General features: G+C 47.9%; 23 protein-coding genes and 1 pseudogene. 14 read left to right on the top strand and 10 right to left on the bottom strand.

What is annotated here, in order from left to right:
- Positions 1 to 36: 36 nt before the first annotated feature.
- The 5 genes from M979_RS24050 (at position 37) to M979_RS11520 (ending at position 4,124) form a co-directional block, all read left to right on the top strand.
- The gene (locus M979_RS24050) at positions 37 to 126 is read left to right on the top strand and encodes a hypothetical protein (protein WP_420535613.1); all 90 of its coding nucleotides are present in this window, start codon (positions 37 to 39) and stop codon (positions 124 to 126) included.
- Positions 107 to 1,345, top strand: coding sequence for an Nramp family divalent metal transporter (locus M979_RS11540; protein WP_064555020.1), 1,239 nt, complete (start codon positions 107 to 109; stop codon positions 1,343 to 1,345). Before M979_RS24050 ends, M979_RS11540 begins: the two co-directional genes overlap by 20 nt.
- Before the next feature lie 484 nt (positions 1,346 to 1,829).
- Positions 1,830 to 2,735 carry a LysR family transcriptional regulator gene (locus M979_RS11530; RefSeq protein ID WP_064555019.1) on the top strand — a complete coding sequence of 302 codons (906 nt, stop codon included), beginning with the start codon at positions 1,830 to 1,832 and terminating at the stop codon, positions 2,733 to 2,735.
- A 73-nt stretch (positions 2,736 to 2,808) separates the two neighbouring features.
- Positions 2,809 to 3,225: a hypothetical protein gene (locus tag M979_RS11525; RefSeq protein ID WP_064555018.1), complete on the top strand. Its 417-nt coding sequence runs from the start codon at positions 2,809 to 2,811 to the stop codon at positions 3,223 to 3,225.
- Complete coding sequence (locus tag M979_RS11520; protein WP_064555017.1) at positions 3,225 to 4,124, top strand: bestrophin family protein; 900 nt, start codon at positions 3,225 to 3,227, stop codon at positions 4,122 to 4,124. Before M979_RS11525 ends, M979_RS11520 begins: the two co-directional genes overlap by 1 nt.
- 55 nt (positions 4,125 to 4,179) lie before the next feature.
- On the opposite strand, the gene M979_RS11515 is transcribed toward M979_RS11520, so the two are convergent.
- Together M979_RS11515 and mgrA are read right to left on the bottom strand one after the other, a co-directional pair.
- Positions 4,180 to 4,536 carry a DUF2502 domain-containing protein gene (locus M979_RS11515; RefSeq protein WP_064555016.1) on the bottom strand — a complete coding sequence of 119 codons (357 nt, stop codon included), beginning with the start codon at positions 4,534 to 4,536 and terminating at the stop codon, positions 4,180 to 4,182.
- Positions 4,537 to 4,688: 152 nt separating this feature from the next.
- Entirely contained in the window at positions 4,689 to 5,678 is a 990-nt protein-coding gene (gene mgrA / locus M979_RS11510; protein WP_064555015.1) for an L-glyceraldehyde 3-phosphate reductase, read from the bottom strand.
- A gap of 183 nt (positions 5,679 to 5,861) precedes the next feature.
- Here mgrA and M979_RS11505 point away from each other — a divergent pair, with 183 nt between their 5' ends.
- Positions 5,862 to 7,520: an alpha-keto acid decarboxylase family protein gene (locus tag M979_RS11505; protein ID WP_064555014.1), complete on the top strand. Its 1,659-nt coding sequence runs from the start codon at positions 5,862 to 5,864 to the stop codon at positions 7,518 to 7,520.
- Here M979_RS11505 and M979_RS11500 read toward each other — a convergent pair.
- The gene (locus M979_RS11500) at positions 7,517 to 8,752 is read right to left on the bottom strand and encodes an ion channel protein (RefSeq protein ID WP_064555013.1); all 1,236 of its coding nucleotides are present in this window, start codon (positions 8,750 to 8,752) and stop codon (positions 7,517 to 7,519) included. The genes M979_RS11505 and M979_RS11500 overlap by 4 nt on opposite strands.
- 222 nt (positions 8,753 to 8,974) lie before the next feature.
- On the opposite strand from M979_RS11500, the gene glk reads away from it, so the two are divergent.
- Positions 8,975 to 9,940 carry a glucokinase gene (gene glk, locus M979_RS11495; protein WP_064555012.1) on the top strand — a complete coding sequence of 322 codons (966 nt, stop codon included), beginning with the start codon at positions 8,975 to 8,977 and terminating at the stop codon, positions 9,938 to 9,940.
- Positions 9,941 to 10,011: 71 nt separating this feature from the next.
- Here the strand turns inward: glk and M979_RS11490 are convergent, their stop codons facing one another.
- The 3 genes from M979_RS11490 to M979_RS11480 form a co-directional block, all read right to left on the bottom strand.
- A complete protein-coding gene (locus M979_RS11490; protein ID WP_064555011.1) occupies positions 10,012 to 10,743 on the bottom strand; it encodes a LytR/AlgR family response regulator transcription factor in 732 nt (243 codons plus the stop codon).
- A complete protein-coding gene (locus M979_RS11485) occupies positions 10,740 to 12,446 on the bottom strand; it encodes a sensor histidine kinase (protein WP_064555010.1) in 1,707 nt (568 codons plus the stop codon). Before M979_RS11485 ends, M979_RS11490 begins: the two co-directional genes overlap by 4 nt.
- Positions 12,447 to 12,623: 177 nt before the next feature.
- Complete coding sequence (locus M979_RS11480) at positions 12,624 to 13,865, bottom strand: DUF1479 domain-containing protein (RefSeq protein ID WP_064555009.1); 1,242 nt, start codon at positions 13,863 to 13,865, stop codon at positions 12,624 to 12,626.
- 244 nt (positions 13,866 to 14,109) lie between these two features.
- Between M979_RS11480 and alaC the strand changes: the two genes are divergently transcribed.
- Positions 14,110 to 15,348 (top strand): alanine transaminase, encoded by a 1,239-nt coding sequence (gene alaC / locus M979_RS11475; protein WP_064555008.1) that lies wholly within the window; start codon positions 14,110 to 14,112, stop codon positions 15,346 to 15,348.
- A 52-nt stretch (positions 15,349 to 15,400) separates the two neighbouring features.
- Here the strand turns inward: alaC and ypdK are convergent, their stop codons facing one another.
- The 3 genes and pseudogenes from ypdK to M979_RS11465 all read right to left on the bottom strand — a co-directional run bounded on the left by ypdK (position 15,401) and on the right by M979_RS11465 (position 16,860).
- A complete protein-coding gene (ypdK, locus tag M979_RS24045) occupies positions 15,401 to 15,475 on the bottom strand; it encodes a membrane protein YpdK (protein ID WP_122974041.1) in 75 nt (24 codons plus the stop codon).
- Positions 15,476 to 15,837: 362 nt separating this feature from the next.
- Positions 15,838 to 16,017, bottom strand: a pseudogene (locus M979_RS11470) (hypothetical protein); the annotation flags it as partial.
- Positions 16,018 to 16,164: 147 nt separating this feature from the next.
- Positions 16,165 to 16,860: a TetR/AcrR family transcriptional regulator gene (locus tag M979_RS11465; RefSeq protein WP_064555007.1), complete on the bottom strand. Its 696-nt coding sequence runs from the start codon at positions 16,858 to 16,860 to the stop codon at positions 16,165 to 16,167.
- Positions 16,861 to 16,942: 82 nt separating this feature from the next.
- On the opposite strand from M979_RS11465, the gene M979_RS11460 reads away from it, so the two are divergent.
- The 4 genes from M979_RS11460 (at position 16,943) to M979_RS11445 (ending at position 20,324) form a co-directional block, all read left to right on the top strand.
- Positions 16,943 to 18,442, top strand: coding sequence for an MDR family MFS transporter (locus M979_RS11460; protein WP_034458966.1), 1,500 nt, complete (start codon positions 16,943 to 16,945; stop codon positions 18,440 to 18,442).
- A 47-nt stretch (positions 18,443 to 18,489) separates the two neighbouring features.
- Positions 18,490 to 19,257 carry a LamB/YcsF family protein gene (locus tag M979_RS11455; RefSeq protein ID WP_064555006.1) on the top strand — a complete coding sequence of 256 codons (768 nt, stop codon included), beginning with the start codon at positions 18,490 to 18,492 and terminating at the stop codon, positions 19,255 to 19,257.
- A gap of 101 nt (positions 19,258 to 19,358) precedes the next feature.
- Positions 19,359 to 19,865, top strand: a complete 507-nt coding sequence (locus M979_RS11450) for a hypothetical protein (RefSeq protein WP_064555005.1) — start codon at positions 19,359 to 19,361, stop codon at positions 19,863 to 19,865.
- A gap of 12 nt (positions 19,866 to 19,877) precedes the next feature.
- Positions 19,878 to 20,324, top strand: a complete 447-nt coding sequence (locus M979_RS11445) for a DUF421 domain-containing protein (protein WP_034458960.1) — start codon at positions 19,878 to 19,880, stop codon at positions 20,322 to 20,324.
- Positions 20,325 to 20,366: 42 nt separating this feature from the next.
- Here the strand turns inward: M979_RS11445 and M979_RS11440 are convergent, their stop codons facing one another.
- Positions 20,367 to 21,275, bottom strand: a complete 909-nt coding sequence (locus M979_RS11440; RefSeq protein ID WP_064555004.1) for an SDR family oxidoreductase — start codon at positions 21,273 to 21,275, stop codon at positions 20,367 to 20,369.
- 206 nt (positions 21,276 to 21,481) lie between these two features.
- Between M979_RS11440 and M979_RS11435 the strand changes: the two genes are divergently transcribed.
- Positions 21,482 to 22,684, top strand: a complete 1,203-nt coding sequence (locus M979_RS11435; protein ID WP_064555003.1) for a multidrug effflux MFS transporter — start codon at positions 21,482 to 21,484, stop codon at positions 22,682 to 22,684.
- Positions 22,685 to 23,616: 932 nt separating this feature from the next.
- Positions 23,617 to 24,366: retention module-containing protein (locus tag M979_RS11430; RefSeq protein ID WP_157093239.1), on the top strand; the 750-nt coding region annotated here is incomplete at its 3' end.

The following is a 24,366-nucleotide window of genomic DNA, read 5'->3' as shown; positions in this document are numbered from 1 at the left end:
TTTCATCTATCAGAGCAATCAGTTTATCTCACTTAAATGAATTTGATAATCATTCTCATTTTTGATAGTTTGAAACATAGCAAAGGCTATATCTCAGAGGCAGATGATGACAAACAGTCGCGTTGACAACAGTGGTACCCGCACAGCGCGCAGATTACGCCTGGCGTTGATGGGGCCGGCTTTTATCGCTGCTATCGGGTATATCGATCCTGGAAACTTTGCGACCAACATTCAGGCCGGGGCAAGCTTTGGCTATAAATTGTTATGGGTAGTGGTATGGGCGAACCTGATGGCGATGCTCATCCAGATTCTGTCGGCAAAATTAGGGATTGCCACCGGCAAGAACCTCGCCGAACAGATTCGTGACCATTATCCGCGTCCGGTTGTATGGTTGTACTGGATACAAGCCGAAATTATTGCCATGGCGACCGATCTGGCCGAATTCATCGGTGCTGCGATTGGTTTTAAATTGATCCTCGGTGTTTCTCTCTTACAAGGCGCGGTGCTGACCGGGATTGCGACTTTCCTGATATTGATGCTGCAAAGGCGCGGCCAAAAACCTCTCGAAAAAGTAATCGGTGGTTTACTGCTGTTTGTGGCTGCTGCGTATATCGTGGAGCTGATTTTCTCGCAGCCTAAACTGGCTGAACTGGGCAAAGGGATGCTGATCCCAAGTTTACCGACCAGTGAAGCGGTATTTTTAGCCGCAGGCGTGCTGGGGGCGACTATTATGCCGCATGTCATCTACCTGCACTCGTCACTGACTCAACATCTACACGGTGGTAACCGCGCTGAACGTTATTCAGCGACAAAATGGGATGTCGGTATTGCAATGACGATTGCCGGGTTTGTCAATCTGGCGATGATGGCAACGGCCGCTGCTGCGTTTCACTTCTCAGGACATACAGGCGTTGCCGATCTTGACGAGGCATATCTCACACTGGAGCCACTTTTAAGCCATTCAGCGGCGACTATCTTCGGATTGAGTCTGGTTGCGGCGGGACTGTCATCAACTGTTGTCGGCACGCTAGCAGGGCAGGTCGTGATGCAGGGGTTCGTGCGCTTTTATATACCGCTGTGGGTTCGTCGCTCAGTCACTATGGCTCCTTCATTTATTGTCATCCTGATGGGACTTGACCCAACGCGCGTTCTTGTCATGAGCCAGGTACTGCTCAGTTTTGGTATCGCACTAGCGCTGGTACCGCTTCTGATTTTCACCAGCAATGAGAAATTGATGGGGGATTTAGTCAATACCCGGTTGGTAAAACATGTGGGGTGGGTGATTGTGGCTATAGTGGTGGCGCTTAACTTGTGGCTGCTGGTTGGTACGGCTTTGGGGCTATAGATTTACCGCCTTCTGCGGCTACAGCTTTGTGGTCGCAGGCTACATCTTTATATGTTCATTCATGCATGACGCCATAACCATTGATATCCCTTTGCCCATTGAATCAGCAGAATATATTCCTGATTGCGTGAACCATAAACATTCCCTGAATTGCAAACGCGATTGCTAACACACCAACAATCATGAAATTGTGATGCCCTAGTGCAATAGCACCTAAGAATACGTCAATAAACGTATTGAGCAATAATATTCCCAAAAGCGGAATGCTCAGTAGTTTTCTATTAGCTATCATTGTCCACATTATTTATAGATTACCTTGTATATATTGGTGCCAGAACACGGGTAATCATACCTATTAAGACTCTGTTGATTAGTTACTACTTTCAGAACAAATGAGTATGATTTGTTGAACAATCAGCTCTGTCCATCCCACATCATGTTATGTATGATTTGTGCAGACGTTTAGAAACATCAGGGTTTTGTCATGTTCAAACATTTTAATCATATGGCTCTTTTTGCCGCGCTGGTAAAAAACGGTAATTTTACAAGAACCGCTGAAGAATTGAATATGACAAAATCTCGCGTCAGCCAACAAATAAGTGAGCTTGAAGAATATCTTGGCTTACGCTTGCTCAATCGAACAACGCGAAAGATCTCGCTGACATATGCTGGCGAAAGTTATTTGCGATACTGCCAGGAAGTGGTAGATGTTGCATTCAGAGCTGATGAACTCATTCAGTTATTACGTGAAAGCCCAAATGGGAAATTAAGAATAATAGCGCCTCCGGGGTTTATGTACAGCGCCTTACCTGCTCTGCACCATGAGTTTTTGAGAGCAAATCCACAGGTTGAACTTGAACTGATCACTGCGGACTCATTCTTCGGTTCGGTTAACGATACATTTGATGTCGCTTACAGAATAGGTAAGCCTTCAGATGATTCTTTCATTGGGCGTTTTCTGGGAACCTTTAATCGATTTATTGTTGCGACGCCGGAATATGCACAAAAGCAAAATTTTACCTCACCTGATGAATTGCTTACATGTGATTTAATTACTCATAAGACATGGAAAAGCGTCACTCTTTCTCAAGCAACTAGCAGTTATAAATTGGTTATGAGTTCTCGGCATACCAGCGATAATCTGACTTATATACTGCAACAAGCTTTACAAGGTACAGGCATGGCAATTTTGCCCGAGTACATTGTGGAGTCCTATATTAAAAATGGGCAACTTAAAATTATTTTGCCCGACTGGAGTGTGCAGAAAATTGAATTATGGATGATTTACCCCAGTAATAAAAATAACACTTTGACATTGCGTAATTACATTGATTTTATTCTACAGAGCGATGCTATCAAAGCACTCGGTAAAACCAGTAAACCCGAATAGTTAGTTCATTATTCACTACCTTTCTTTTTCATTATTATTATTTAATCTCAAATTTAAGTGGGAGCGCTTTGGTATGCTGCAATATCTGTCATTAAAAGATTATGCCTCAAACATTTATAGCCAAAAAATGAATGTTGATAGTTTATGGAATAGCTATACATTGATTTTGCTAAAGAACATTACATTAACTGAGCGTTTATACCATCACCAGGTGGCAAACTGTCAAAGTAATAAGTTATCCATCAGTCTTTTTGGAACGATACAACTCAATATTGAACGCACGGGTTTTTTAGGACCAATAATGATTAGTTATCATCCGCTGATTCAGGGAGATAGCATTATGGACATACCATCTTCATATATTAATCAACAAGGACTCCTGGATGGAGTGATTTCTCTTTCTGATAAAAAACAGATCTTTGAACATTATTTAAATAAATTACTTCCTGTTTATGAACATATGGCCAATTTATGTTTAAAGGATAAATAATGATAGTTAGACCTGAACAACACTGGTTCAGACGATTGTTCTCATGGCGAGGATCAATTATGAGAAAAATCTCGTGCCAGTTACTCTTTTTCGCTATGTTGAATATGGTTTATCTATTTTTACTCCCGTTATTTCATATGCATGGTATTGAAGCAAAAGAAAGCCCGATTGGTTTTATAGGGATTTCCATTTCTATTTTTCTTGGCTTTCGTAACAATGCTGCATGGATCCGCTATTCTGAGGCCAGAAAACTTTGGGGCGATTTGTTGATTACAAGCCGTTCTTTAATGCGCGAAATAAAAAGTACCACAGAGGCTAGTCAGGATGAGATGAAAGTCGTGCTCAATTTTATTGTATGTTATTGCAATATACTAAAATCGAAGCTGCGACATGAAAAAATGCCTATAGAGATCACTTCGCAAGCCCCATTTATGCTTGAAGGGCTTAATGTTGCCACTCCATGTAATGCTTTGCTTCAGGAGATTGGTAAATGGCTTTTTCGCTATAAGCGAAACTCTCTGGATTACCAGAACTTTAATCATTATCTCAATAATATCAGCACTATTCAGGGTGGGTGTGAACGTATCAGCAATACGCCCATTCCGTTTGCATACTCTTTAATTTTACATCGCACCATTTATATCTATTGTGCGATTTATCCATTGCTGATCATCGATAGCTTTGGCTTTCTTTCCCTGCTATTTTCATTATTTACCACTTACGCACTGCTTGCGCTTGATGCTATTGCAACGGAGCTTGAGGACCCTTTTGGTCGGGAAGATAATGATTTACCCTTGAATGCTATCTGCAACGCCATTGAAATTGATTTACGGGAAATGATCCATGATGGGAGGCTTCCTGAAAAAATTACCCCGGATAAAAACTATCGATTGTTGTAATAGAATTGCTGTAATAAAAATGGGAGCCTTAGCTCCCATTTTTAAATCATTAGCATCAATGGCGGTGACCGCCGCCGTGGCCACGGCCATGATCGCCGCGCCCTCGGCCACGATGATCGTCACGATCGTTCCAGCCCGCGCGATAACCTTTCTCAAAGCTGCTACGGCCACGGTCTTTATACCAGCCACGATGGTAGCCATTATCATGGCGGTGCCAGCCACGGTCACGCCATTCGTAATTACGATGCCAGTAATCACGGTCACGCCAGCCGCCACCGTCCCAGTAATTACCGCGATAATCCTGATCGCCAATTTGAAGCTTAACTGACGGCAGCAGGGTGATTTCGCCCGCATTCGCCATCATTGGTGCAGATGCCATTAATGCAATCGCAAGAATCAGTGTCCTGAACATACTCTCTCCCCTTACACGGTAACCGCCAGAGCGGCTTGTTAGCGGTATAGTAAGTTGTGGTAACTAAGTGTTTCATCACCACAACTCCTAATTCGCTGGAGAGAGCACTTTTTGCTAATTTAGCTCGTAATTAAACCAGGTTGTGATAGCGATTACACCAAGATAGCTTCAATTTCTGCCAGTTCTGCCGCCGTGAAGTGGCGATTGGCTAACATACCGATTGCATCATCAATTTGGCTGGTTTTACTGGCGCCAATCAGCACTGATGTCACTTTGTCACCACGCAGAACCCACGCCAGGGCCATTTGGGACAGTTTCTGTCCACGACGTTGCGCAATAGCATTCAATTTACGCACTTTTTCCAGTTTTTCCTCGGTGAGCTGGTCAGCATTAAGGAATTTGCTGCCGCTGGCTGCGCGGGAATCGGCTGGAATTCCGTCCAGATAACGATCCGTCAACTGGCCACCCGCCAGCGGTGAAAAGGCAATACTACCCACGCCTTTTTCTTGCAGAATATTTAGCAAACCGCCTTCAACCCAACGCTCAAACATCGAGTAACGTGGCTGGTGGATAAGGCATGGAGTACCAAGATTGTTCAAAATATCAATGGCTTGAGCTGCAAGTTCGGCCGGGTAATTTGAGATGCCAACATACAGTGCTTTACCCTGGCGTACCACGGTATCCAGTGCGCGCATGGTTTCTTCAAGTGGTGTTTCGGGATCCGGACGATGGTGATAGAAGATGTCTACATACTCCAACCCCATCCGCTTCAGGCTTTGATCAAGGCTTGAAATAAGATACTTACGCGATCCCCAATCTCCATACGGCCCCTCCCACATGGTGTAGCCCGCTTTGGACGAAATAATCAGCTCATCACGATATGGAAGGAAATCTTCACGCAGGATACGGCCAAAGTTTTCTTCAGCAGAACCCGGAGGCGGCCCATAGTTATTGGCCAGATCCAAATGGGTAATCCCTGAATCAAATGCACGGTGCAATAGCTGGCGGCTGTTCTCCAGTAGCGTGGTGTCACCAAAGTTGTGCCATAAACCCAGAGAAATGGCGGGGAGTTTGAGTCCGCTGCGCCCACAACGACGATACTCCATTGATTCATAACGCGCAGGATTTGCCTGATAGACCATATTAGTTTCCCGGTAAGTGAATAATGCCCAATTTAGTGTATACGTTTTCACAACATCTTTGACTATCAGACTACACCGCAGTTACGTGTAAATCCCTCTTTCCACACCCTTATTCTCATTGATCCTCGACAGCGATCACATATGCCCAATACTCACAGTAAGCCCTCTGAGAAGGAATGAGTTATGTCTTACACTGTCGCAGACTATCTTCTGGACCGATTCACCGAGGCTGGAATTACTCATCTGTTTGGGGTTCCCGGTGACTACAATTTACAATTTCTGGACAATGTGATTAATAACCCGACCCTTGCCTGGGTGGGGTGTGCCAACGAGCTGAATGCGGCATATGCTGCTGATGGTTATGCTCGCTGTTGTGGAGCAGCTGCGGTGCTCACCACCTTTGGGGTTGGTGAGTTAAGTGCCATTAATGGCATCGCTGGAAGTTACGCTGAGTATTTACCGGTTATCCATGTAGTCGGCGCGCCATGCCTTGGGGCACAGCAGCGCGGCGAGTTAATGCACCACACATTAGGCGATGGTGATTTCCGGCACTTTGCGCGAATGGCGCAGGAAGTGACAGTGGCCCAGGCTTCCCTTACAGTCGAAAATGCTTGTTACGAAATCGACCGCGTTTTGCAGCAAGCTCTCACCCAACGTCGTCCTGGTTATTTATTATTACCGAGCGATGTTTCTCAGGCTCTCGCTACTCGTCCGACAAAACCATTACTCATCTCGCATGAGCCAACCGATCCTGGATTACTGGCAGAATTTCGCGCCTGTGCCCAAGAGCGTCTGGCGGAAAGCCGTAGTGTGGCCTTATTGGCTGATTTTCTGGCGCTACGTTTTGGGCAGCAAAAAGCGTTGCAACAATGGATGGATGACACTCCCATGCCTCATGCAACATTGCTGATGGGCAAAGGGTTATTTGATGAAGGTCAGCAGGGGTTTGTAGGTACTTACAGCGCCGCCGCCAGCGAGGCAACGGTGATTGAGTCGATTGAAACTGCCGAGTTGGTTATCTGTGTGGGCGTTAAGTTTACCGATACGCTTACCGCCGGATTCACGCAGCATTTCACCCTTCAGCAGACTATAGATATTCAACCGAACGCCACCCGAATAGGTGAACGCTGGTTTAGCGGCATTACAATGGCGGAAGCCGTGTCGGTTTTGCATCAGTTGTGCAAACACCAGGTTTCTGGCTGGCCTGCATCAAACCACAAGCCACCCGCGCTACCCGAAGCGAGTAGTGGGAAACTAGACCAGCATGCATTCTGGCAATCAATTCAAAAATTTCTGCGGGCGGGGGATATTGTTCTTGCCGATCAAGGAACTGCCGCTTTCGGCGCGGCAACGCTGACCTTACCCGCCGGGGTAACTTTTATCAGCCAGCCGTTGTGGGGCTCGATAGGTTATACGCTACCCGCAGCATTCGGTGCGCAAACCGCATGTCCGAATCGCCGTGTCGTTTTGCTGGTGGGGGATGGCTCGGCTCAACTTACGATTCAGGAAATTGGGTCGATGATGCGCGATGGGCAGCGCCCAGTGATCTTCTTGCTCAATAATGATGGTTATACCGTTGAGCGAGCAATCCATGGTGCCGAGCAGCGCTATAACGACATCGCGTCGTGGAACTGGACGCAAATTCCGCAGGCGATGAATATTCATAACCCTGCACAATGCTGGCGAGTAACAGAGCAAGTACAGCTCGAAGAAGTGATGCAGAAGGCGGCGTTGGCAGAACGACTTACGCTTGTGGAAGTCGTTCTGCCGAAACAAGATATTCCCGAATTATTACAGGCCGTTACGGCAGCGCTGGCTAAGCGAAACGCCGCTAAGGATTAAACCCTGGGCTTCTCTGCCATCATTACCGGTTTACCGGCAAGCATCAGCCAGGCTGGAAGCATCACGATGCACAGCAACGGGAGTAGTTTGATGTCAGGTACCACAGCCATTGCCATAAACAGGCTGAGCCAACCATCACGCGTAACGACTAACACCAGGCCAAGGATGGCGCAAGATAGCGTAATGGCTGCCGGAACCGCTTCTACATGCTGGTGGAGCATCATCCCAAGTGCTACAGCAACGAAGACCACTGGGAATATACGCCCGCCACGGAATCCACAGGCAGAAGCAATCACTAACGCCGCCAGTTTTACCACTGCAAACATCAGCAATGTTGCTACAGAGTAATGCTGCCCAGTAGTGAGCTGGCGCATTTCATCCAGCCCCTTGAATAGTGAGATCTCACCGCCAATCAGCCCTAATACACCTAACAAAAAGCCACCAACACCAAGAATTAGTACGGGATGTTTTAGCTGGTGCATTAAACGGTGCATACGTGGAAGGCACCAGACGGCCACCATGCCCAATGCAATCGCAATAGCGGCCACCACGGCGCCACTGAAAATATCCACCAGGCGCAGCTCCGTGTATTGCAAAGCAGGCAAAGAGAAATCAGGGTGGAAGAACAAGTCTGTGGTCATTGCTCCGGCTGCTGCTGCCATAAGGGGGGCAAAAAGTCGGTCCCACAAGGGAATATCATTACTGCCGTTGAGCGTTTGGGAAAATACCAATGCCGCTGCCACCGGTGTGCCGAACAATGCGCCAATGGTTCCGGCTGCGGCAAGAATCGTCCAGTCGAGCGCCCCGACTTTTGGCAACAAGCGCGCGCCAATAGCCACAGCCAGCGCGATATTTACCGCCATAATAGGATGTTCAGGGCCGAGACTTACACCACCGGCAAGCCCAAGCACTAGCGCAATAATCAAACCCGGCAATGCCATTACGTTGACTGGCGCACCAATCAACGGTTCAGTGGCAGGGTCAGGGCCGGCATGTCCAGGCATATAGCGAACCACCAACCCAACCGCAATTCCGGTGAAGGTCAGCATCAATAAAATCCACATCGGGGAATTCATGTCGAGATCAAATCGGGCGGGCAGCGACACCCATAAATATTTTTGTAAGACAGCGGCAACTTTCATCACCACAATTAATACCAGGCTGGAACAGATCCCAATCACCAGTGCCGGAATTGAAAGAACCAGCATGGTTCTGGCTCGCGGATGGAGCATGATTTTTCCTTAACTAAAATTTTTTTAACGCAAAATCGTCACGGCATACAGTCTGCCAGATAACACATCTTACCTTTCAGCAATAAGGGCTGAAACGGTCAAGCTAATTTGTGACGAAGATCTATAATCCCAAGGCACTTCTCATCTGGTCGTTGTTGTTTAGGCTAGCTAATTTTACAGTGTTGCCAGGACTTATTTTGACTTTAGCGGAGCAGTGGAAGAATGACAAAATATGCTTTGGTAGGAGATGTAGGCGGTACCAATGCACGTCTGGCACTGTGCAACGTAGAAAATGGCGACATCACTCAGGCAAAAACCTATTCGGGCCTTGATTTCCCAAGCCTTGAAGCGGTAGTGGTGCATTATCTCAAAGAGCACAATGTGAGTGTGACTGACGGTTGTATCGCAATTGCTTGCCCGATTACCGGCGACTGGGTAGCGATGACCAACCATACCTGGGCATTCTCTACCGCTGAGATGAAAAAGAATCTTGGCTTTGAACATCTGGAAATCATTAACGATTTCACCGCTGTTTCGATGGCTATTCCGATGATCAAAGATGAGCACCTGATCAAGTTTGGCGGCGGCGAGCCAATCGAAGGTAAGCCTGTTGCGGTCTATGGTGCAGGTACCGGGCTTGGGGTAGCACATCTTGTTCACGTTGATAAACGCTGGGTGAGCCTACCGGGTGAAGGCGGGCATGTTGATTTTGCGCCAAACAGTGAAGAAGAGGGGATTATCCTCGAAGAGCTGCGTACCGAAATTGGCCATGTTTCTGCTGAACGCGTGCTATCGGGGCCTGGCCTTGTGAATTTGTACCGCGCTATTGTTAAATCAGACGGTCGTGAGCCGCAGGGCTATAAACCGAAAGATATTACGGAACGAGCGCTGGAAGATAGCTGCACCGACTGCCGTCGCGCACTATCTTTGTTCTGTGTGATCATGGGGCGTTTTGGTGGCAATCTGGCACTGACGCTGGGAACATTTGGTGGTGTTTACATAGCAGGCGGGATAGTGCCGCGTTTCCTGGAATTCTTTAAAGCATCCGGTTTCCGTGGCGGTTTTGAAGACAAAGGGCGTTTTAAAGAGTACGTACAAAATATCCCTGTCTACTTGATTGTTCACGATCAACCGGGGCTGCTGGGCGCAGGTGCGCATCTGCGTCAGACGCTGGGACAGGTTCTTTAGTGGCCTAAAAAGGGTGGATGACGCTTATGCTCATCCACCCTACAAATCGTGTGTAACTTCTTGCACCCGTTCTACAACCGCATCAACGCACGAAACTCTTTTACCTTGCTTCGACTCACCGGCACCTGAAAATCCAAATCCCGCAGGCGCAAAATATAAGTATTGTTAAACCACGGCTCGATCTCGCGGATCTTACTCAGGTTCACGCAATACGAGCGATGGCAGCGGAAAAAATGGCTTGCCGGAAGGCGGTTACAAAACTCAGTGATATTCATCGGCATCACATAGGCTTCACGTCGCGTATAAACAAACGTCATTTTCTCGTGCGCTTCGGCATAATAAATATCGTTGATGTCAGTGACGATAATTCGCTCATCTTTCACCAGGTTAATCGTCAACGCTTCGCGGTTTGTCGTATTCCCGGACGCTGGAGCATTCTGTTGCTGGTAAGCCGCTTCGAGTTTTTGCAGCATGCCAATAATGCGCGATTCCTGGTAAGGTTTGAGAATGTAGTCGAATGCTTCCAACTCGAAGGCTTCTACCGCATGTTCTTTCCAGGCAGTGATAAACACAATAAATGGCTTATGGGCAAATTTACTGATGTTTTGCGCCAATAACACACCATCTAAAGAAGGGATGTTTATATCTAAAAAAATAGCGTCAACTTCGTGATGTTGCAGGTACTTCAGGACATCCATACCATCGTCAAAGATACCAACCACTTCCATCTGGCTATGTTCTTTTATCAGCCAGTTAAGCTCCTGCTGTGCCAGCACTTCATCTTCTACGATGAGAACTTTCATGTATTTCCTCCTTGCTGCGACAATAACGGCGGAACGACAGTTGCGGCGTGAGGAATGTAAAACGCAATTTCCGTACCCGGCTCAAGACGGCGGATAATTAACCCCTCTCCATAGAGTAATTTTACGCGATGGTGCACATTTAACAGGCCAATTTTATTGCCTGGCATCTCGTTGGCCTCTACGCGTTCAATAACTTGCGGATCGATACCATGCCCGGTGTCGCGCACAGCAATACGCACCCGGTTACCACTCTCTTCCACGCTGATGGTCACGACACCTTTGCCTTTACATTGCTGAACGCCATGAACAATCGCGTTTTCAACCAACGGCTGAATAAGCAGGCTTGGGATCAGACAGTTAACCTCTTCTTCAATGTTATAAATCACCGTTAGCTTGTCGCCAAAGCGCGCCTGCTCAATAGCGATATAGTCTTTAATTTGATAAAGCTCTTTTTTAATGTCGATCTGCTCATCATCTTTTAATTCAATGTTGTAACGCAGATAGCGCGACAGGTTATAGATAAGCTGGCGTGCGGTATCTGGATTCATCCGAATAGACGATGAAATCGCATTCAGGGCGTTGAACAGAAAATGAGGGTTAATTTTGCTTTGCAGAGCGCGTAACTCTGCTTTATTTGCCATTTCGCGTAATTGCTCCGCGCGAGAAACTTCCAGTTGAGTAGAAATAATCTGCGAAAGCCCGACCGCCATTTCTTGTAATGTGGAAGTTATCTGGTGTGCGTGGCGGTAATAGATTTTAAGCGTGCCGGTGACAACACCTTTTTCCCATAACGGAATAATTATCAGCGAGTGAATTTCCGGCGTCCGGTAAGCTTCATCATCATTGCGGATAATGATTTTGCCTTCTCGAATCGCGAGCTGCGTTCTGGGGCTGATACCGTCGTCATTCTGTTTATAGTTATTCTCCCCAAAACCGACGTAGGCCAGTACTTTGTCGATATCGGTTATCGCCACCGCGTCGGCTTTAATATCTTCACGGATAATATTGCAGACCTGGCGCAGTGATTCGCTATTAACTTTGCGGAACAGAGGCAATGTTTTGTTGGCAATATCCAGCGCAAGTTTGGCCTGGCGCGCGGCACTGGCCTCTTTTTCACCCTCAACACTTTGCACCAGCACCACTATCAGGCCAATAGAGACTGTTCCGAGGATCATCGGAATGCCGATTTTCGAAACGATATCTATCCCGAGCTCAACAGATGGTGCCCATAGCACTACCAGTACCATGGTCATGGTTTCACATAGCATCCCGGCGATAATGCCGACACTCCAGTGTTTCTCTTTGGGTATTTTACGGTTTATCCAACCTGCAATAATGCCCGCAACGATGCTGGTAATCAGGCAGGGAATAGCAGTTATGCCACCAATATCAATTAGATAACGGTGTGCCCCGGCAATAATACCGGTGATAATACCTACCCACGGGCCAAATAAGATCCCCCCCGCCATGACTGCGATAATGCGCACGTTAACCAGCGAGCCTTCAACGTGTACACCAGACCAGGTGCTGAACAAGGCAAATAACGAGAAAATAGCAGTGACTGCTAATAACTCTTTGGGCGTGTGGGCATTTTTATGCAGCAGCTCGCGGAAAAGCCGGATGCGAATCAAGAAAAACAGGCAAATAAGCATCAGCGCCGCCCGGTCAAATACCGCCAGCAGCATATTAAAAATTTCGTGCACGGGTGACTCGCGTGACAAAGAATGGAAAGGCAATGATAAGGAAATTACACAGCGGTTACCAGAAAGGTATCTTTTGGTGAAAAGAAGGTGGATGTCGCTTGCGCTAATCCACCCCACAACGGACTTACAGCTTTTTGTCGATCGGATTAGCGTAGCGATATCCGACCACTGATTCGATTACTTCCCGCCCAATTGCTCTCGTCCGGCGTCAGTTAAATCCGCAGGAGTGGCTCGTCCCGTGAAATCCACTTCGAAATCATCAGCGGCGAAGTCTGGCGGTGATTTTCCTTCAACAAATGCTGGCCATTGGCGCTCGAGGTATGCAGTATTTTTCTCACACCACGGAGCTGCAGCGATATACATCACGTTACTGTCAAATTCCCCATGATGTTCATTTTCAACGGCATGGATCACATCGCAGTGCCAGAACACGGTATCGCCTGCTTCCATATCCGGAATTGAGGAAATCCCTGTTAATAAAAGGGGATGCCATTGCTCGTTAATGGATAGTGCGCGTCCTGGCTTCGCTTCACATAAGGATTCTTCAGGCACATCGTCTTGTAGTGCGCGCAGTAAGATATAGGCCATTGCGTTTGCGATCGGCAGTAAGGTTAGCGTGCCACCGTGTTTGCGCTGAGGGCTAAGTGCCGTCCAACCCTGGAAAGTACGGAACATGGAACACACTGCTGGGGATGGGAACTCACGTACTTCGGTACGGCCTTCCGCAGCAAATGGATTGTAATTTTGCCATTCACCGGCAAACACATGGCGATAAACATGGCGGAAATTCTCATCCAGCCAGCGCTCAACTGAACCGCCATCGACATGTGGCGACAGGCCCAGGGAGTTCGAGCGCGGCGGGCGACGGCGGGTACGGTCAGCGTAGCTCACGACACGATTTGGATCGAAGTGCTGTTTACCGTTGCTTTCGGTTTCCCATAAATTATTCAGGAAAACCTGTACCGCTTTCATACGGGCATGCTGGCGAGCTTCGACTTGTGGTTTAGACCAGTAAATACCGTAAATCTGCGGTTTACTGGCGGCAAGATTACCGAAATAGTTATCTTCTGCAGCATTCTTGAGTTTTTCGACAAAATTATTCCGCTCCAGGTAATTTCCCACTTCTTCATTCCAGGCCTGAGCCTGGGATTGTGGAAATACACCTTTTACAGTGCAGCAACCGCGCTGGCGAATCAGAGCTTTTTGTTGCTCACTGACACGATTGTTGACGATATCGTCGGCCTCGATTTGAGGCACCGGGTTTTCACCACGGGCCATCTCATCACGGATTGCGTCAATCTGGCGCTTCATATCGGCTTCGAGTTGTTCAAAAACGGCTTTGTAGTCAGGCAATTCGTGGCGAAGTTTTTGTTTTATCTCACGGATTGCGCGCGGTAAGTCATCGATGTGTAGGGTCATGGTGATACTCCACGTCTTCTGAAATTAAAGTTATTGGATTGTTGCGACATGGTTAATATAAATCATGGTTATCAAATAAAATAGGGATAAGCTTCAAATGAAGCATCCTCTTTTGTGTGCAATAAAAAATATTTAACCGGGTCTCTCGACAGATGATTTTCATTCAGGTTATTTTCAAAGCAGGCCACATCGCGTGGCAGCGTCGCTCGGACGGTCCGGGCGCTAACGTTAATCTGAGGAATTTATGGCTGACTCCAGTCCAAAACGTCGTTTTTCGCGTATCGATCGTCTCCCTCCGTATGTGTTCAACATCACCGCTGAATTGAAAATGGCGGCACGTCGTCGCGGCGAAGATATTATCGATTTCAGCATGGGCAACCCTGATGGCCCAACACCGCCGCACATCGTAGAAAAACTCTGTACGGTGGCGCAGCGTGAAGATACGCACGGCTACTCCACATCCCGAGGTATTCCGCGCTTACGCCGTGCGATTTCGCGCTGGTACAAAGACCGCTATGACGTCGAAATCGATCCTGAAAGCGAAGCGATTGTCACCATTGGCTCGAAAGAAGGGCTGGCTCACCTGATGCTGGCAACGCTCGACCACGGCGACACGGTACTGGTGCCAAACCCAAGTTATCCAATACATATTTACGGTGCAGTTATCGCCGGTGCGCAGGTTCGCTCGGTGCCGCTGGTGGAAGGTGTCGACTTCTTTGCCGAGCTGGAGCGTGCTATTCGCGAAAGCTATCCAAAACCGAAAATGATGATCCTCGGCTTCCCATCGAACCCAACAGCACAGTGTGTTGAACTGGAGTTTTTCGAGAAAGTTGTCGCGCTGGCTAAACGTTACGATGTGCTGGTGGTGCATGACCTGGCCTACGCCGATATTGTCTATGACGGCTGGAAAGCCCCGTCAATTATGGAAGTTCCAGGTGCACGTGATGTGGCCGTTGAATTCTTCACCCTGTCGAAAAGTTACAATATGGCGGGCTGGCGCATCGGTTTTATGGTGGGCAACAAAGAGCTGGTGAACGCACTAGCTCGAATCAAAAGCTACCATGACTACGGCACATTTACGCCGTTACAGGTCGCCGCGATTGCTGCACTTGAAGGCCCGCAAGAATGCGTGCGAGATATTGCCGAACAGTACAAACGCCGCCGTGATGTCTTAGTTAAGGGCTTGCATGAAGCGGGCTGGATGGTGGAATGCCCGAAAGCGTCAATGTATGTATGGGCGAAAATTCCTGAGCAGTACGCGCAAATGGGGTCGCTTGAGTTTGCTAAAAAGCTACTTCAGGATGCGAAAGTGTGCGTTTCGCCAGGGGTTGGCTTTGGTGATTACGGCGACACGCATGTTCGCTTTGCTCTAATTGAAAACCGCGATCGCATTCGTCAGGCAGTACGAGGTATTAAAGCGATGTTCCGGGCGGACGGCTTATTACCAACTACGCAGAAATCTTCTTCAGATTTAGCCGAATAAAAACGAAAACAGGAGCCTTATGGCTCCTGTCTCTCATTGTTTGATATTCCGGTTATTCAACCATCATCACAAACGTACCAATCCACACTAACAAAATGAACGATAAGCCCATCATGAAATATTTCACGTTACATTGCTCCGCGCGTGTTTCCGCGCAATCTTGCTAAAAATTCAGTATAGAAAGATGAAACCGCAGTTCGGGTGTTTTGGGATTTACTTCACTCGATATAGCCGTTTCATATTGCATTTTGATGGCGATTAATCGATTCGCCGGCGCTAATGTACTCCCCATATCAGGCTAAATACAAGCGTCAACAAACGGCTAAGGCATTCATTTTTTAAACTTTACACTTCGCATAAATAAGTGGTTATAAAATCAACCAAATTCAAATGGTTATGCGATTTTGTGTCTGGCGGGAATAAGATGAAAAACAGGCTCATTCGAGCCTGTGTTAACGATGACAATCAGACTTATTTTACTGCGTCGTGGGCATTTTCCATTGCCTGTTTCATCGCTGCGTTATTAATGGAGTTTTGTCGGTTCTGCTCGGCAAGATAACAGGTATCTTTACTGATCCCCTGAGCCTGGCAATCAGCCATGCGCTGAGCAGGAGAACTACAACCAGCCAGTGCTGTGGCCATAACCAACATCAACATTACTTTTTTCATTGCTGTTTAACCCAAAATTGAGAAGAAGCCGCCGAAGCGAAACGCCATCATCTGGCGCGTGCATAATCCATCATTTTTAATAGGGGTAAACTAAGAAAAAGCCTAATCATTGATGTGAGTGATGAATGGGGCTGGAAATAATTGATCTTAATCTGGGGGCTGATTACCCACCCCAGATTTCAGCAGTGCGGCAATATGACGCGAAAGCCTTTCAGTACTCAGGCTGGTATCCCCTTTACGAATTTCCTGTTGCAGGCGGGCAACCGGCATTAGCGTTAAACCGAACAGAGAAATGAACAGAAACTCCGGGTCGAGATCGGGGTTTAAGCGGCCTTCATCCTGCCATTTTCGAATCCAGTTCACCGCCGACTGTTTCTCTTTCGAGCCGAAACGGGCATCAATTCGTTGCTTCAGTAACCCGGTTTCACTCAATACTTCTCTTATCCACAGCGGCGCAAACCACGGGTATAGCAACGAGACATCAATGAATTTCTGCGTCAACGCGGTCAGCGCACCCACCGGGTCGTTTGGGTGTTGCTCAAAAGCACCACCCATTGATGCCCGCGCTGGCATATAACGCTCATCAATTAATACATCAAGCAATTGTTCGCGGGTTTTGAAATAGTAATGCAGCATGGCAGGCGTCACACCCGCAGCAGCGGCAATGGCGCTCAGTGGGGTTTGCGCAATCCCCTGATTTGAAAATAACTTTAGCGCGATATCAATCAAATGTTCACGCTTATCGGTACTCTTGCTGGTACCCGCTGGGCGGCCAGGGCGGCGACGTTTTTGGCTATTATCAATACTATTTTCGGATTTATCAGGGGCGTTTTCAGGTGACATTTTGTGCGCACTCCATTGACCGTGTGAAACTAATCCAACTATATTAATTACCCAGTTAATTAATTACAAGCCGACAGGTAAAATGACCGCCACCGAAACGCCCCAGTCAGAAACGCAACAGCAAACGACATCGATTCGTTTGCTGTTTTCCGCGCTGATGCTGGTCATGCTGCTTGCGGCACTCGACCAGACCATCGTATCTACCGCCTTGCCGACAATCGTCAGCGAGTTGGGTGGGCTGGAAAAACTCTCCTGGGTAGTAACGGCTTATTTGCTCTCTTCAACAATTGTGGTGCCGCTATACGGTAAATTTGGCGATTTGGTTGGGCGAAAAATCGTTCTGCAAATCGCTATTGTATTGTTCTTGCTTGGCTCGGCATTGTGTGGACTTGCGCAGAATATGACGCAGCTGATTCTCATGCGTGCATTGCAGGGGCTGGGCGGTGGTGGCCTGATGGTGGTGACGATGGCGGCTGTGGGCGATGTCATCCCTCCGGCTGAGCGTGGAAAATACCAGGGCTTGTTTGGTGGCGTATTCGGTCTAGCCACTGTGATTGGGCCGCTGATTGGTGGTTTTCTGGTTGAGCATTTTTCCTGGCGCTGGATTTTTTACATCAATCTGCCGCTGGGTATTTTTGCGCTGCTGGTCATAGGTGCAGTGCTGAAGCCGCAAACGGCGCGTATTCGCCACCAAATTGATTTCCTCGGCGCAGGCTATCTTGCGGCCTCACTGACTTGTTTGATTCTGTTTACCAGCCAGGGTGGCACGGTAATGGCGTGGTCCGATCCCCAACTGTGGTGCATATTTGCTTTCTTCGTGGTGACGCTTGGTGGTTTTATCTATGAAGAACAGCGGGCTTTTGAGCCAATCATTCCGCTCGGCCTGTTTCGAGACCGCACCTTCCTGTTAAGTTGCCTGATTGGTTTTATTATTGGGATGTCTTTGTTTGGTTCCATGACCTTCCTGCCACTCTATTTGCAGGTGGTGAAGTCATCCACGCCGACGGAAGCGGGGATTCAACTGTTACCACTGATGGGCGGGTTAATGCTGACTTCTATTATTAGTGGTCGCATTATCAGCAAAATTGGGCGTTATCGTATATTCCCGATTCTTGGTTCGCTGGTGACGTTCATTGCCATGGCATTGCTCGGTACACTAAAAATCGATACGCCGATTCACACTCTTTATCTGTATATCGCACTGCTGGGATTTGGCCTGGGGATGGTTATGCAGGTGCTGATCCTGGCGGTACAAAATAGCGTGGATCAGAAACTGATTGGGGTGGCGACCTCCAGTACTACGCTGTTTCGCCAGATTGGTGGTTCGATAGGTGTCGCGGCTTTTGGTGCGATTTTTACTAATGTACTGCAAAACAAACTTAGTGAGCTGATCCCTCCGGATGTTCAACTGCCACACCAACTGGGCGCTAAAGCGGTACATGAACTACCGGCAGCGCTGCAAAATGATTATTTGCAGGCGTTTGGTGCGGCATTGCACTCGGTGTATATGATTTCGGCGTGCGTTGTGGTGCTCGCATTTTTGCTCTCATTGCTGATGAAAGATGTCCCGCTACGCAAATAATGTATGCTAATTATCACCAGATAAGTGTGTGGGCGAAGAGGGCTGCGATGGTTACGGCGATAGATTTAAATAGTGATTTAGGTGAGAGTTTTGGCGCGTGGACGATGGGTGATGACGCCGCGATTCTGAAACTTGTCAGCAGCGCCAACGTCGCCTGCGGTTTTCATGCCGGTTCCCCAGCGGTACTGTTATCAACACTGCGCTCGGCAGCCCAGCAGGGGGTGGCAATTGGCGCGCACGTCTCCTATCCCGATTTGGTGGGGTTTGGTCGCCGTAATATGGACGTTGGCCGTGATGAATTAATCGCAGATGTGATTTATCAAATTGGTGCACTGCAAGGTCTGGCGAAAGCGGCTGGAACCGAAGTGCGTTATGTTAAGCCGCATGGCGCGCTCTACAACACGATTGCCCAGGATGAACGCCAGGCATTGGCGGTCATCGACGCTATTCTTGCCATTGATCACCGTTTACCGCTGGTGGGCCTTGCGGGTTCCCGGGGGCTGGATTTGGCACAGCAAAAGGGGCTGCGAACGATTGCTGAAGCCTTTGCCGATCGCGCCTACCACGCTAATGGTTCTCTGGTTTCTCGTCTCGAGGCCGGCTCCGTGCTTCATGATGCACAGCACATCGCGCAACGTATGCTGCAACTGATCATCGAAGGTGGCGTGACTTCTATCGAAGGCGAGTTTACACCTATCAAAGCAGACTCCATCTGTGTCCATGGCGACAGCCCTGGTGCCATCGAAATGGCTCGCCAGATTCGTAACCTGCTGGAAGAGAAGGGCATTGCGGTTCGAGCTTTTGCGGCCAGTTAATCAAAGCGCGACGGTGGCACACCTTCAATGCGTTGACTAGACTTCAAAAAGTCGCAGTGAGCTTATCCTCGCGGCAGCCCCTTTTCTGCCGGATGAAAATCATGAAAACCGCACCCGCCGATAAATCTTCGCCCGTTGTCGAAAAACCGTTCTGGCTGAACTTTGACTTTCATGTACGGCGCTATGGTTTTGTCCTGCTGTTGCTGATTGTTGTTGCCGCCTTGTGCGGGATATTTTCAAAGGGTTATCTGAGTGATTCTCACCTTTCCAATACCAATGGCTCGCTTTCCCTCCATTATGAAAAATTCAATCGGCTGATGAGTGATGCTGATATGGAAATTGTTTCAGTCTCATCCCCTCGCGATCGCAACCGTATTATTTTTGGCGGTGATTTTATGGAGAGTTTTCGCGTTGATTCTCTGCAACCGCAGCCGGATAAAATGTACAGCCGCAATGGTGAAATGATCATTGAATATGACAAACCTACAGCAGGTGAAAAACAAACACTGTGGTTAAGTCTTACTCCGATGAAAGCAGGTGTGATTAAAAGCACGATAGCAGTTGATGGTGGACCGGATATTACGTTTCGGCAAATTATCTATCCCTGAGGTGGCCAGACAATGGATATGGTATTAAGGGCATTCGCCATTTATTTGATATTGATGGTGGTTTTTAAGATTGCGGGCCGGCGTGCTTTGCTGCAAATGACCTCTTTTGACTTGATTCTATTGCTGATTATTAGTGAGGCCACCCAACAGGCGCTGCTGGGAAATGATTTTTCAGTCACCGGTGCGATGATTACGATCGTCACTTTAATTGTGGTGGATATGCTGTTTGGCATGATTAAAAAATATCTGCCGGGAGCGGATGATCTACTTGATGGAACGCCGGTTATTCTGGTGGAAAATGGCTATCTTTTTCAGGATAAAATGAAAAAAGCCGATATTTCCTGTGACGATATTTTATTAATGGCCAGAGTTGACCACGGTATTACCAGGCTTGATGAGATTAAGTTTGCGATTCTGGAAACCAACGGCCATATCTCCATCGTGCCAGAATCTAAATAAGCTCCAGAACGGAGAAAGACATCTCCGTTCTGCGCCAGTATTTTACAGCGTTCCTGTCCCGCCATCTGAACACCACACCTGGCCTGACGTAAAGCTCGACTCAGGTGAGGCCAGAGTGACATACAGCCCGGCAATTTCCGCAGGCTGGCCTGGTCTACCAAGCGGCGCAGACTCACCGAATTTTTCAATTTTCTCCTGTGGTTGGCCGCCAGAGCACTGCAAAACAGTCCAGTAAGGGCCTGGTGCTACCGCATTTACCCTGATGCCTTCTGGCCCAAGCTGTTTTGCCAACGACTTAGTGAATGCAACGATAGCGGCTTTGGTTTGGGCATAATCGAGCAAAATTTCACTGGGGAGATAAGCCTGAACCGACGAAGTATTAATAATAGATGCACCACGCGGCAGGTAATCTAACGCGGCTTTCGTTATCCAGAACATGGCGTAAACATTGGTTTTGAAAGTCGCGTCAAAGGCTTCCGTGGAGAGATCCTTTATTGATTCACAATACTGCTGGCGGCCGGCATTGTTCACCAGCAAATCCAATCCTTCCAGTTCTTGCGCGGCCTGTTTCACCAGCCGTTGGCAAAACGACTCTTCGCGAATATCACCGGGAATAGCAACCGCTTTGCGCCCGGCAGCACGAATCAGTTCGATAACTTCTTTGGCATCTTCCTCTTCTTCGGGCAGATAGTTGATCGCAACATCGGCACCTTCGCGCGCAAAGGCGATAGCAACCGCACGGCCAATCCCGGAATCGCCACCGGTTATCAGCGCCTTTTTGCCCGCCAGACGTTCGCTGCCTTTATAGGAGGTTTCGCCATGATCGGGGCGAGGGATCATTTTCCCCGCAAGCCCTGGGAAAGGCTGCTTCTGCTTGGGAAAAGGCGGTGTGGGGAATTGAACGGTGTGCGTCTCGTTACGGGTGGTGGGTATGCTTTTGTTATCACTCATACTTTTCTCCTGTTGGCATTACAAACGCAGACAGTAAGCATAGGACATACTCGCCAGACTGTGGGGCTGTGGAAAAGAACCAGGATTTAACCTGGCGTTAAACACATTCATGAGTGCGATTCATAATGGCTATCCAATTACCCTGGATTATCTTTTCGTGCGCAGTCGCTACTATAAGCGCCTGACTTATTTGGGTACGAAATTCTATGATTGACTCTCAGGCGTGCGTGCAGACGGCAGCCAGTAAAACGGCCGGCCTCTCCTTCGTGATTATTCTTAGCGCGTTAATGGCGTTCACCTCTTTATCTACCGATATCTATTTGCCTGCCATGCCGTTAATGGCCGCAGACCTACACGGCAATGCGGAACTGACGATTACCGGTTTCTTAATCGGTTTTTGTGTTGCCCAACTGATTTGGGGGCCGTTAAGCGATCACTTTGGCCGCCGCTTACCGCTATTTATTGGTATGGCGCTATTCATGATTGGCTCTGTGGGCTGCGCACTTTCCACTGACATTACGCAGATTGTTTTCTGGCGTGTTTTCCAGGCTTTGGGCGCATGCACTGGGCCGATGCTGGCGCGAGCCATGATCCGTGATTTATTTAGCCGGACGCGTGCTGCGCAAATGCTATCAACATTAATGATCATTATGGCGATTGCGCCTATCGCCGGGCCACTGCTTGGTGGGCAGATGATTAAATTCACCTCCTGGCACGCAATTTTTTGGTTGCTGGCGGTAATTGGCGGGTTGATGTTTGTTTCACTGTTCTGGTTGCCAGAAACATTGCCGGAGGAAAAGCGGGTGAAAGCCTCGTTACCCAGCGCATTTCGTAACTACTATGCGCTGCTAACCAACACCACTTTCATGCGTTTTACAGTGTGCCTGACCTTCTATTACGTCGCGGCCTACGCGTTTATTACTGGCTCGCCATTTGTCTATATCACTTACTTTGGCGTGGAGCCGCAACACTACGGCTGGCTATTTGCGTTGAATATTGTCGGGCTAATGAGCATGAGCGTGATAAATCGCCGCCTGGTGCAGCGTTATTCGCTCGAAGTGTTGCTGAAATTTGCGGTGGTAACTGCCGCCGTTGCCGCTCTGGTTCTGGCTGTTGCGGCAAAACTGGAAATTGGTGGGCTGATTTTGATTGTGGCTGCGGTTTTCGTCTTCTTCTCGATGAACGGCATTATTGCAGCGACGTCGACCGCCGCCGCGCTGGATTCGGTGCCAAACGTTGCCGGTTCTGCATCGGCCTTTATGGGGTCATTGCAGTATGGCAGCGGGATTATCTCTTCGTTGCTGCTGGCGCTGCTCAGTGATGGAACGCCATGGACGATGTCCTGGATTATTGGGTTATTCACCGTGGCCAGCGCGGTTATGGCATTGAGTACGCGAAACACACGGTAAATATCAATATCTTTGGACTGACGTGTGTGATTTCTGCGGATTGCCTCGTAACTGTAGAAATATCTGTTCCAGTATCCAGCATTAGGGGCCATTGGCGAGAAACACGGGAAAAGCTAAGCAAACACACCATGAGAGTCAGAACTCATGAGACAGGTTTGTAGATATCGACATTCTGGCATGTAACAACTGAACATATTAATCGCGCTATAGAGAAATAGAAGATGTAAGTGGTTTCAGTATGTAATGCTTATACATTAAGTGATTTGTATGATGCATTATGTAAATTACGGTTCTGTCATCGGGCATATTGAAATAAGTATCAATATCTGACTGAATATATTTAGTGGTTTTTAAAATCAGGGATGGGTTTATTACCTGGGATAAATATAAGTGAACATGTTTTGAAATGTAGAATAATGGACATTACTCATTAGGTTGTGATTCGTTAACATCACTGACGCAACTGCACAACATTGCTGTGTGATATTTATTCGATTAGCCTGGTTTTTATATAGTGAATATCATAACTATTCAAATATAGAGGTATTGTTTTTTTATCTTAGTAGACCTACATATGAATCGGTCTGTTTCATGTTGGGAAATGAATTTTTTATTATTCGAGATGTTCCTCACTTTGTTTTTTAGTGTAAGTTATTACGTATATAGGGATGGCGGATATTTTAGACAGATTTTATTGTAAATAAAACGTTAATATTAATTCTTTAATTAAAAAAGATGTTCATTTTTAGACAAGTGACACATCAAAATTCTTATTTTGTTGCATCTATACCCAAAATAATTCGAGTTGCAGAACAAAAGACTTTAGCTTTCGAAAAGCGCCTGCGCTGGCCCCTTGGGGCGAGGAAAGCCAACTTGCATGCAACTTGAAGTATGACGGATATATGTAATTTCAATACTCAGGGGCAAGTGGTTTGCACAACATACTCGGTATCGTCAAAGTAGTCATTGGACAGGTTTTTGCTATTGCTGTTGATGGAACGCAGCGCGAATTGCATGAAGGGGATCGGATCTTCGCCGGAGAAGAAATCGTAACCGGTGCTAACGGTGCATTAACGGTGAACTTATCCGATGGTCATACAATGGATATGGGGCGTAATAGTCACTGGAGTGACCAAAGCGGCGTGAGTGCTGCCGCTAACACTGAGCACGCGACTGATGATGTCGCGGCACTCCAGCAGGCAATTACAGATGGTGTTGACCCGACCAAAGCACTGGATGCAACCGCAGCAGGTAATGAGGCACCAATCGAACCTGGAACGGGTGGCGGCGGGCATTTTATTGAACGAGTAGAACTGACCGGCGAAGTGGTTAATGCCACTTCAGGGTTTCCAACCAATGGTCTCGCTTCCCAGGTTCTGGATAATAACCAATTTGAAACGTTTCCTGCTCAAAGTATATCTACCACGACTGAAACATTGCAGCCGATCCTGACTCCTACAGAGATAGCTATTGGAGCGCAGATACCAGTAGAAGTGCCGCTCACCGATGTGCAGCCCCCGGAAACTCCGGCAATGGAGCTGACGCCGGCCGAAGTACCGCATACGGAACAGCCACCGGTGGAGACACCACATCTTGACAGACCGTCGGAGATCCCAGCCATGGAGCTGACGCCGGCCGAAGTATCGCACACGGAAAAGCCACCAGTTGAAACGCCGCATCTC

Source organism: Buttiauxella noackiae ATCC 51607 (genome assembly GCF_001654865.1).
Lineage (GTDB): Bacteria > Pseudomonadota > Gammaproteobacteria > Enterobacterales > Enterobacteriaceae > Buttiauxella > Buttiauxella noackiae.
Note: the sequence above shows the minus strand (reverse complement) of the source record. Positions and strands in the feature narration are given on the sequence as shown.

What these genes read in the sequence shown, in the direction of transcription:
- M979_RS11455 (WP_064555006.1), top strand. Translation starts at nt 18,490, where the DNA reads ATGGTTACGGCGATAGATTTAAATAGTGATTTAGGTGAGAGTTTTGGC.
- M979_RS11440 (WP_064555004.1), bottom strand. Translation starts at nt 21,275, where the DNA reads ATGAGTGATAACAAAAGCATACCCACCACCCGTAACGAGACGCACACC.
- M979_RS11500 (WP_064555013.1), bottom strand. Translation starts at nt 8,752, where the DNA reads ATGCTCCATCCGCGAGCCAGAACCATGCTGGTTCTTTCAATTCCGGCA.
- mgrA (WP_064555015.1), bottom strand. Translation starts at nt 5,678, where the DNA reads ATGGTCTATCAGGCAAATCCTGCGCGTTATGAATCAATGGAGTATCGT.
- M979_RS11525 (WP_064555018.1), top strand. Translation starts at nt 2,809, where the DNA reads ATGCTGCAATATCTGTCATTAAAAGATTATGCCTCAAACATTTATAGC.
- M979_RS11465 (WP_064555007.1), bottom strand. Translation starts at nt 16,860, where the DNA reads ATGTCACCTGAAAACGCCCCTGATAAATCCGAAAATAGTATTGATAAT.
- M979_RS11540 (WP_064555020.1), top strand. Translation starts at nt 107, where the DNA reads ATGACAAACAGTCGCGTTGACAACAGTGGTACCCGCACAGCGCGCAGA.
- M979_RS11530 (WP_064555019.1), top strand. Translation starts at nt 1,830, where the DNA reads ATGTTCAAACATTTTAATCATATGGCTCTTTTTGCCGCGCTGGTAAAA.
- M979_RS11480 (WP_064555009.1), bottom strand. Translation starts at nt 13,865, where the DNA reads ATGACCCTACACATCGATGACTTACCGCGCGCAATCCGTGAGATAAAA.
- M979_RS11490 (WP_064555011.1), bottom strand. Translation starts at nt 10,743, where the DNA reads ATGAAAGTTCTCATCGTAGAAGATGAAGTGCTGGCACAGCAGGAGCTT.
- M979_RS24050 (WP_420535613.1), top strand. Translation starts at nt 37, where the DNA reads ATGAATTTGATAATCATTCTCATTTTTGATAGTTTGAAACATAGCAAA.
- M979_RS11445 (WP_034458960.1), top strand. Translation starts at nt 19,878, where the DNA reads ATGGATATGGTATTAAGGGCATTCGCCATTTATTTGATATTGATGGTG.
- M979_RS11460 (WP_034458966.1), top strand. Translation starts at nt 16,943, where the DNA reads ATGACCGCCACCGAAACGCCCCAGTCAGAAACGCAACAGCAAACGACA.
- M979_RS11505 (WP_064555014.1), top strand. Translation starts at nt 5,862, where the DNA reads ATGTCTTACACTGTCGCAGACTATCTTCTGGACCGATTCACCGAGGCT.
- M979_RS11435 (WP_064555003.1), top strand. Translation starts at nt 21,482, where the DNA reads ATGATTGACTCTCAGGCGTGCGTGCAGACGGCAGCCAGTAAAACGGCC.
- M979_RS11520 (WP_064555017.1), top strand. Translation starts at nt 3,225, where the DNA reads ATGATAGTTAGACCTGAACAACACTGGTTCAGACGATTGTTCTCATGG.
- glk (WP_064555012.1), top strand. Translation starts at nt 8,975, where the DNA reads ATGACAAAATATGCTTTGGTAGGAGATGTAGGCGGTACCAATGCACGT.
- M979_RS11515 (WP_064555016.1), bottom strand. Translation starts at nt 4,536, where the DNA reads ATGTTCAGGACACTGATTCTTGCGATTGCATTAATGGCATCTGCACCA.
- alaC (WP_064555008.1), top strand. Translation starts at nt 14,110, where the DNA reads ATGGCTGACTCCAGTCCAAAACGTCGTTTTTCGCGTATCGATCGTCTC.
- M979_RS11450 (WP_064555005.1), top strand. Translation starts at nt 19,359, where the DNA reads ATGAAAACCGCACCCGCCGATAAATCTTCGCCCGTTGTCGAAAAACCG.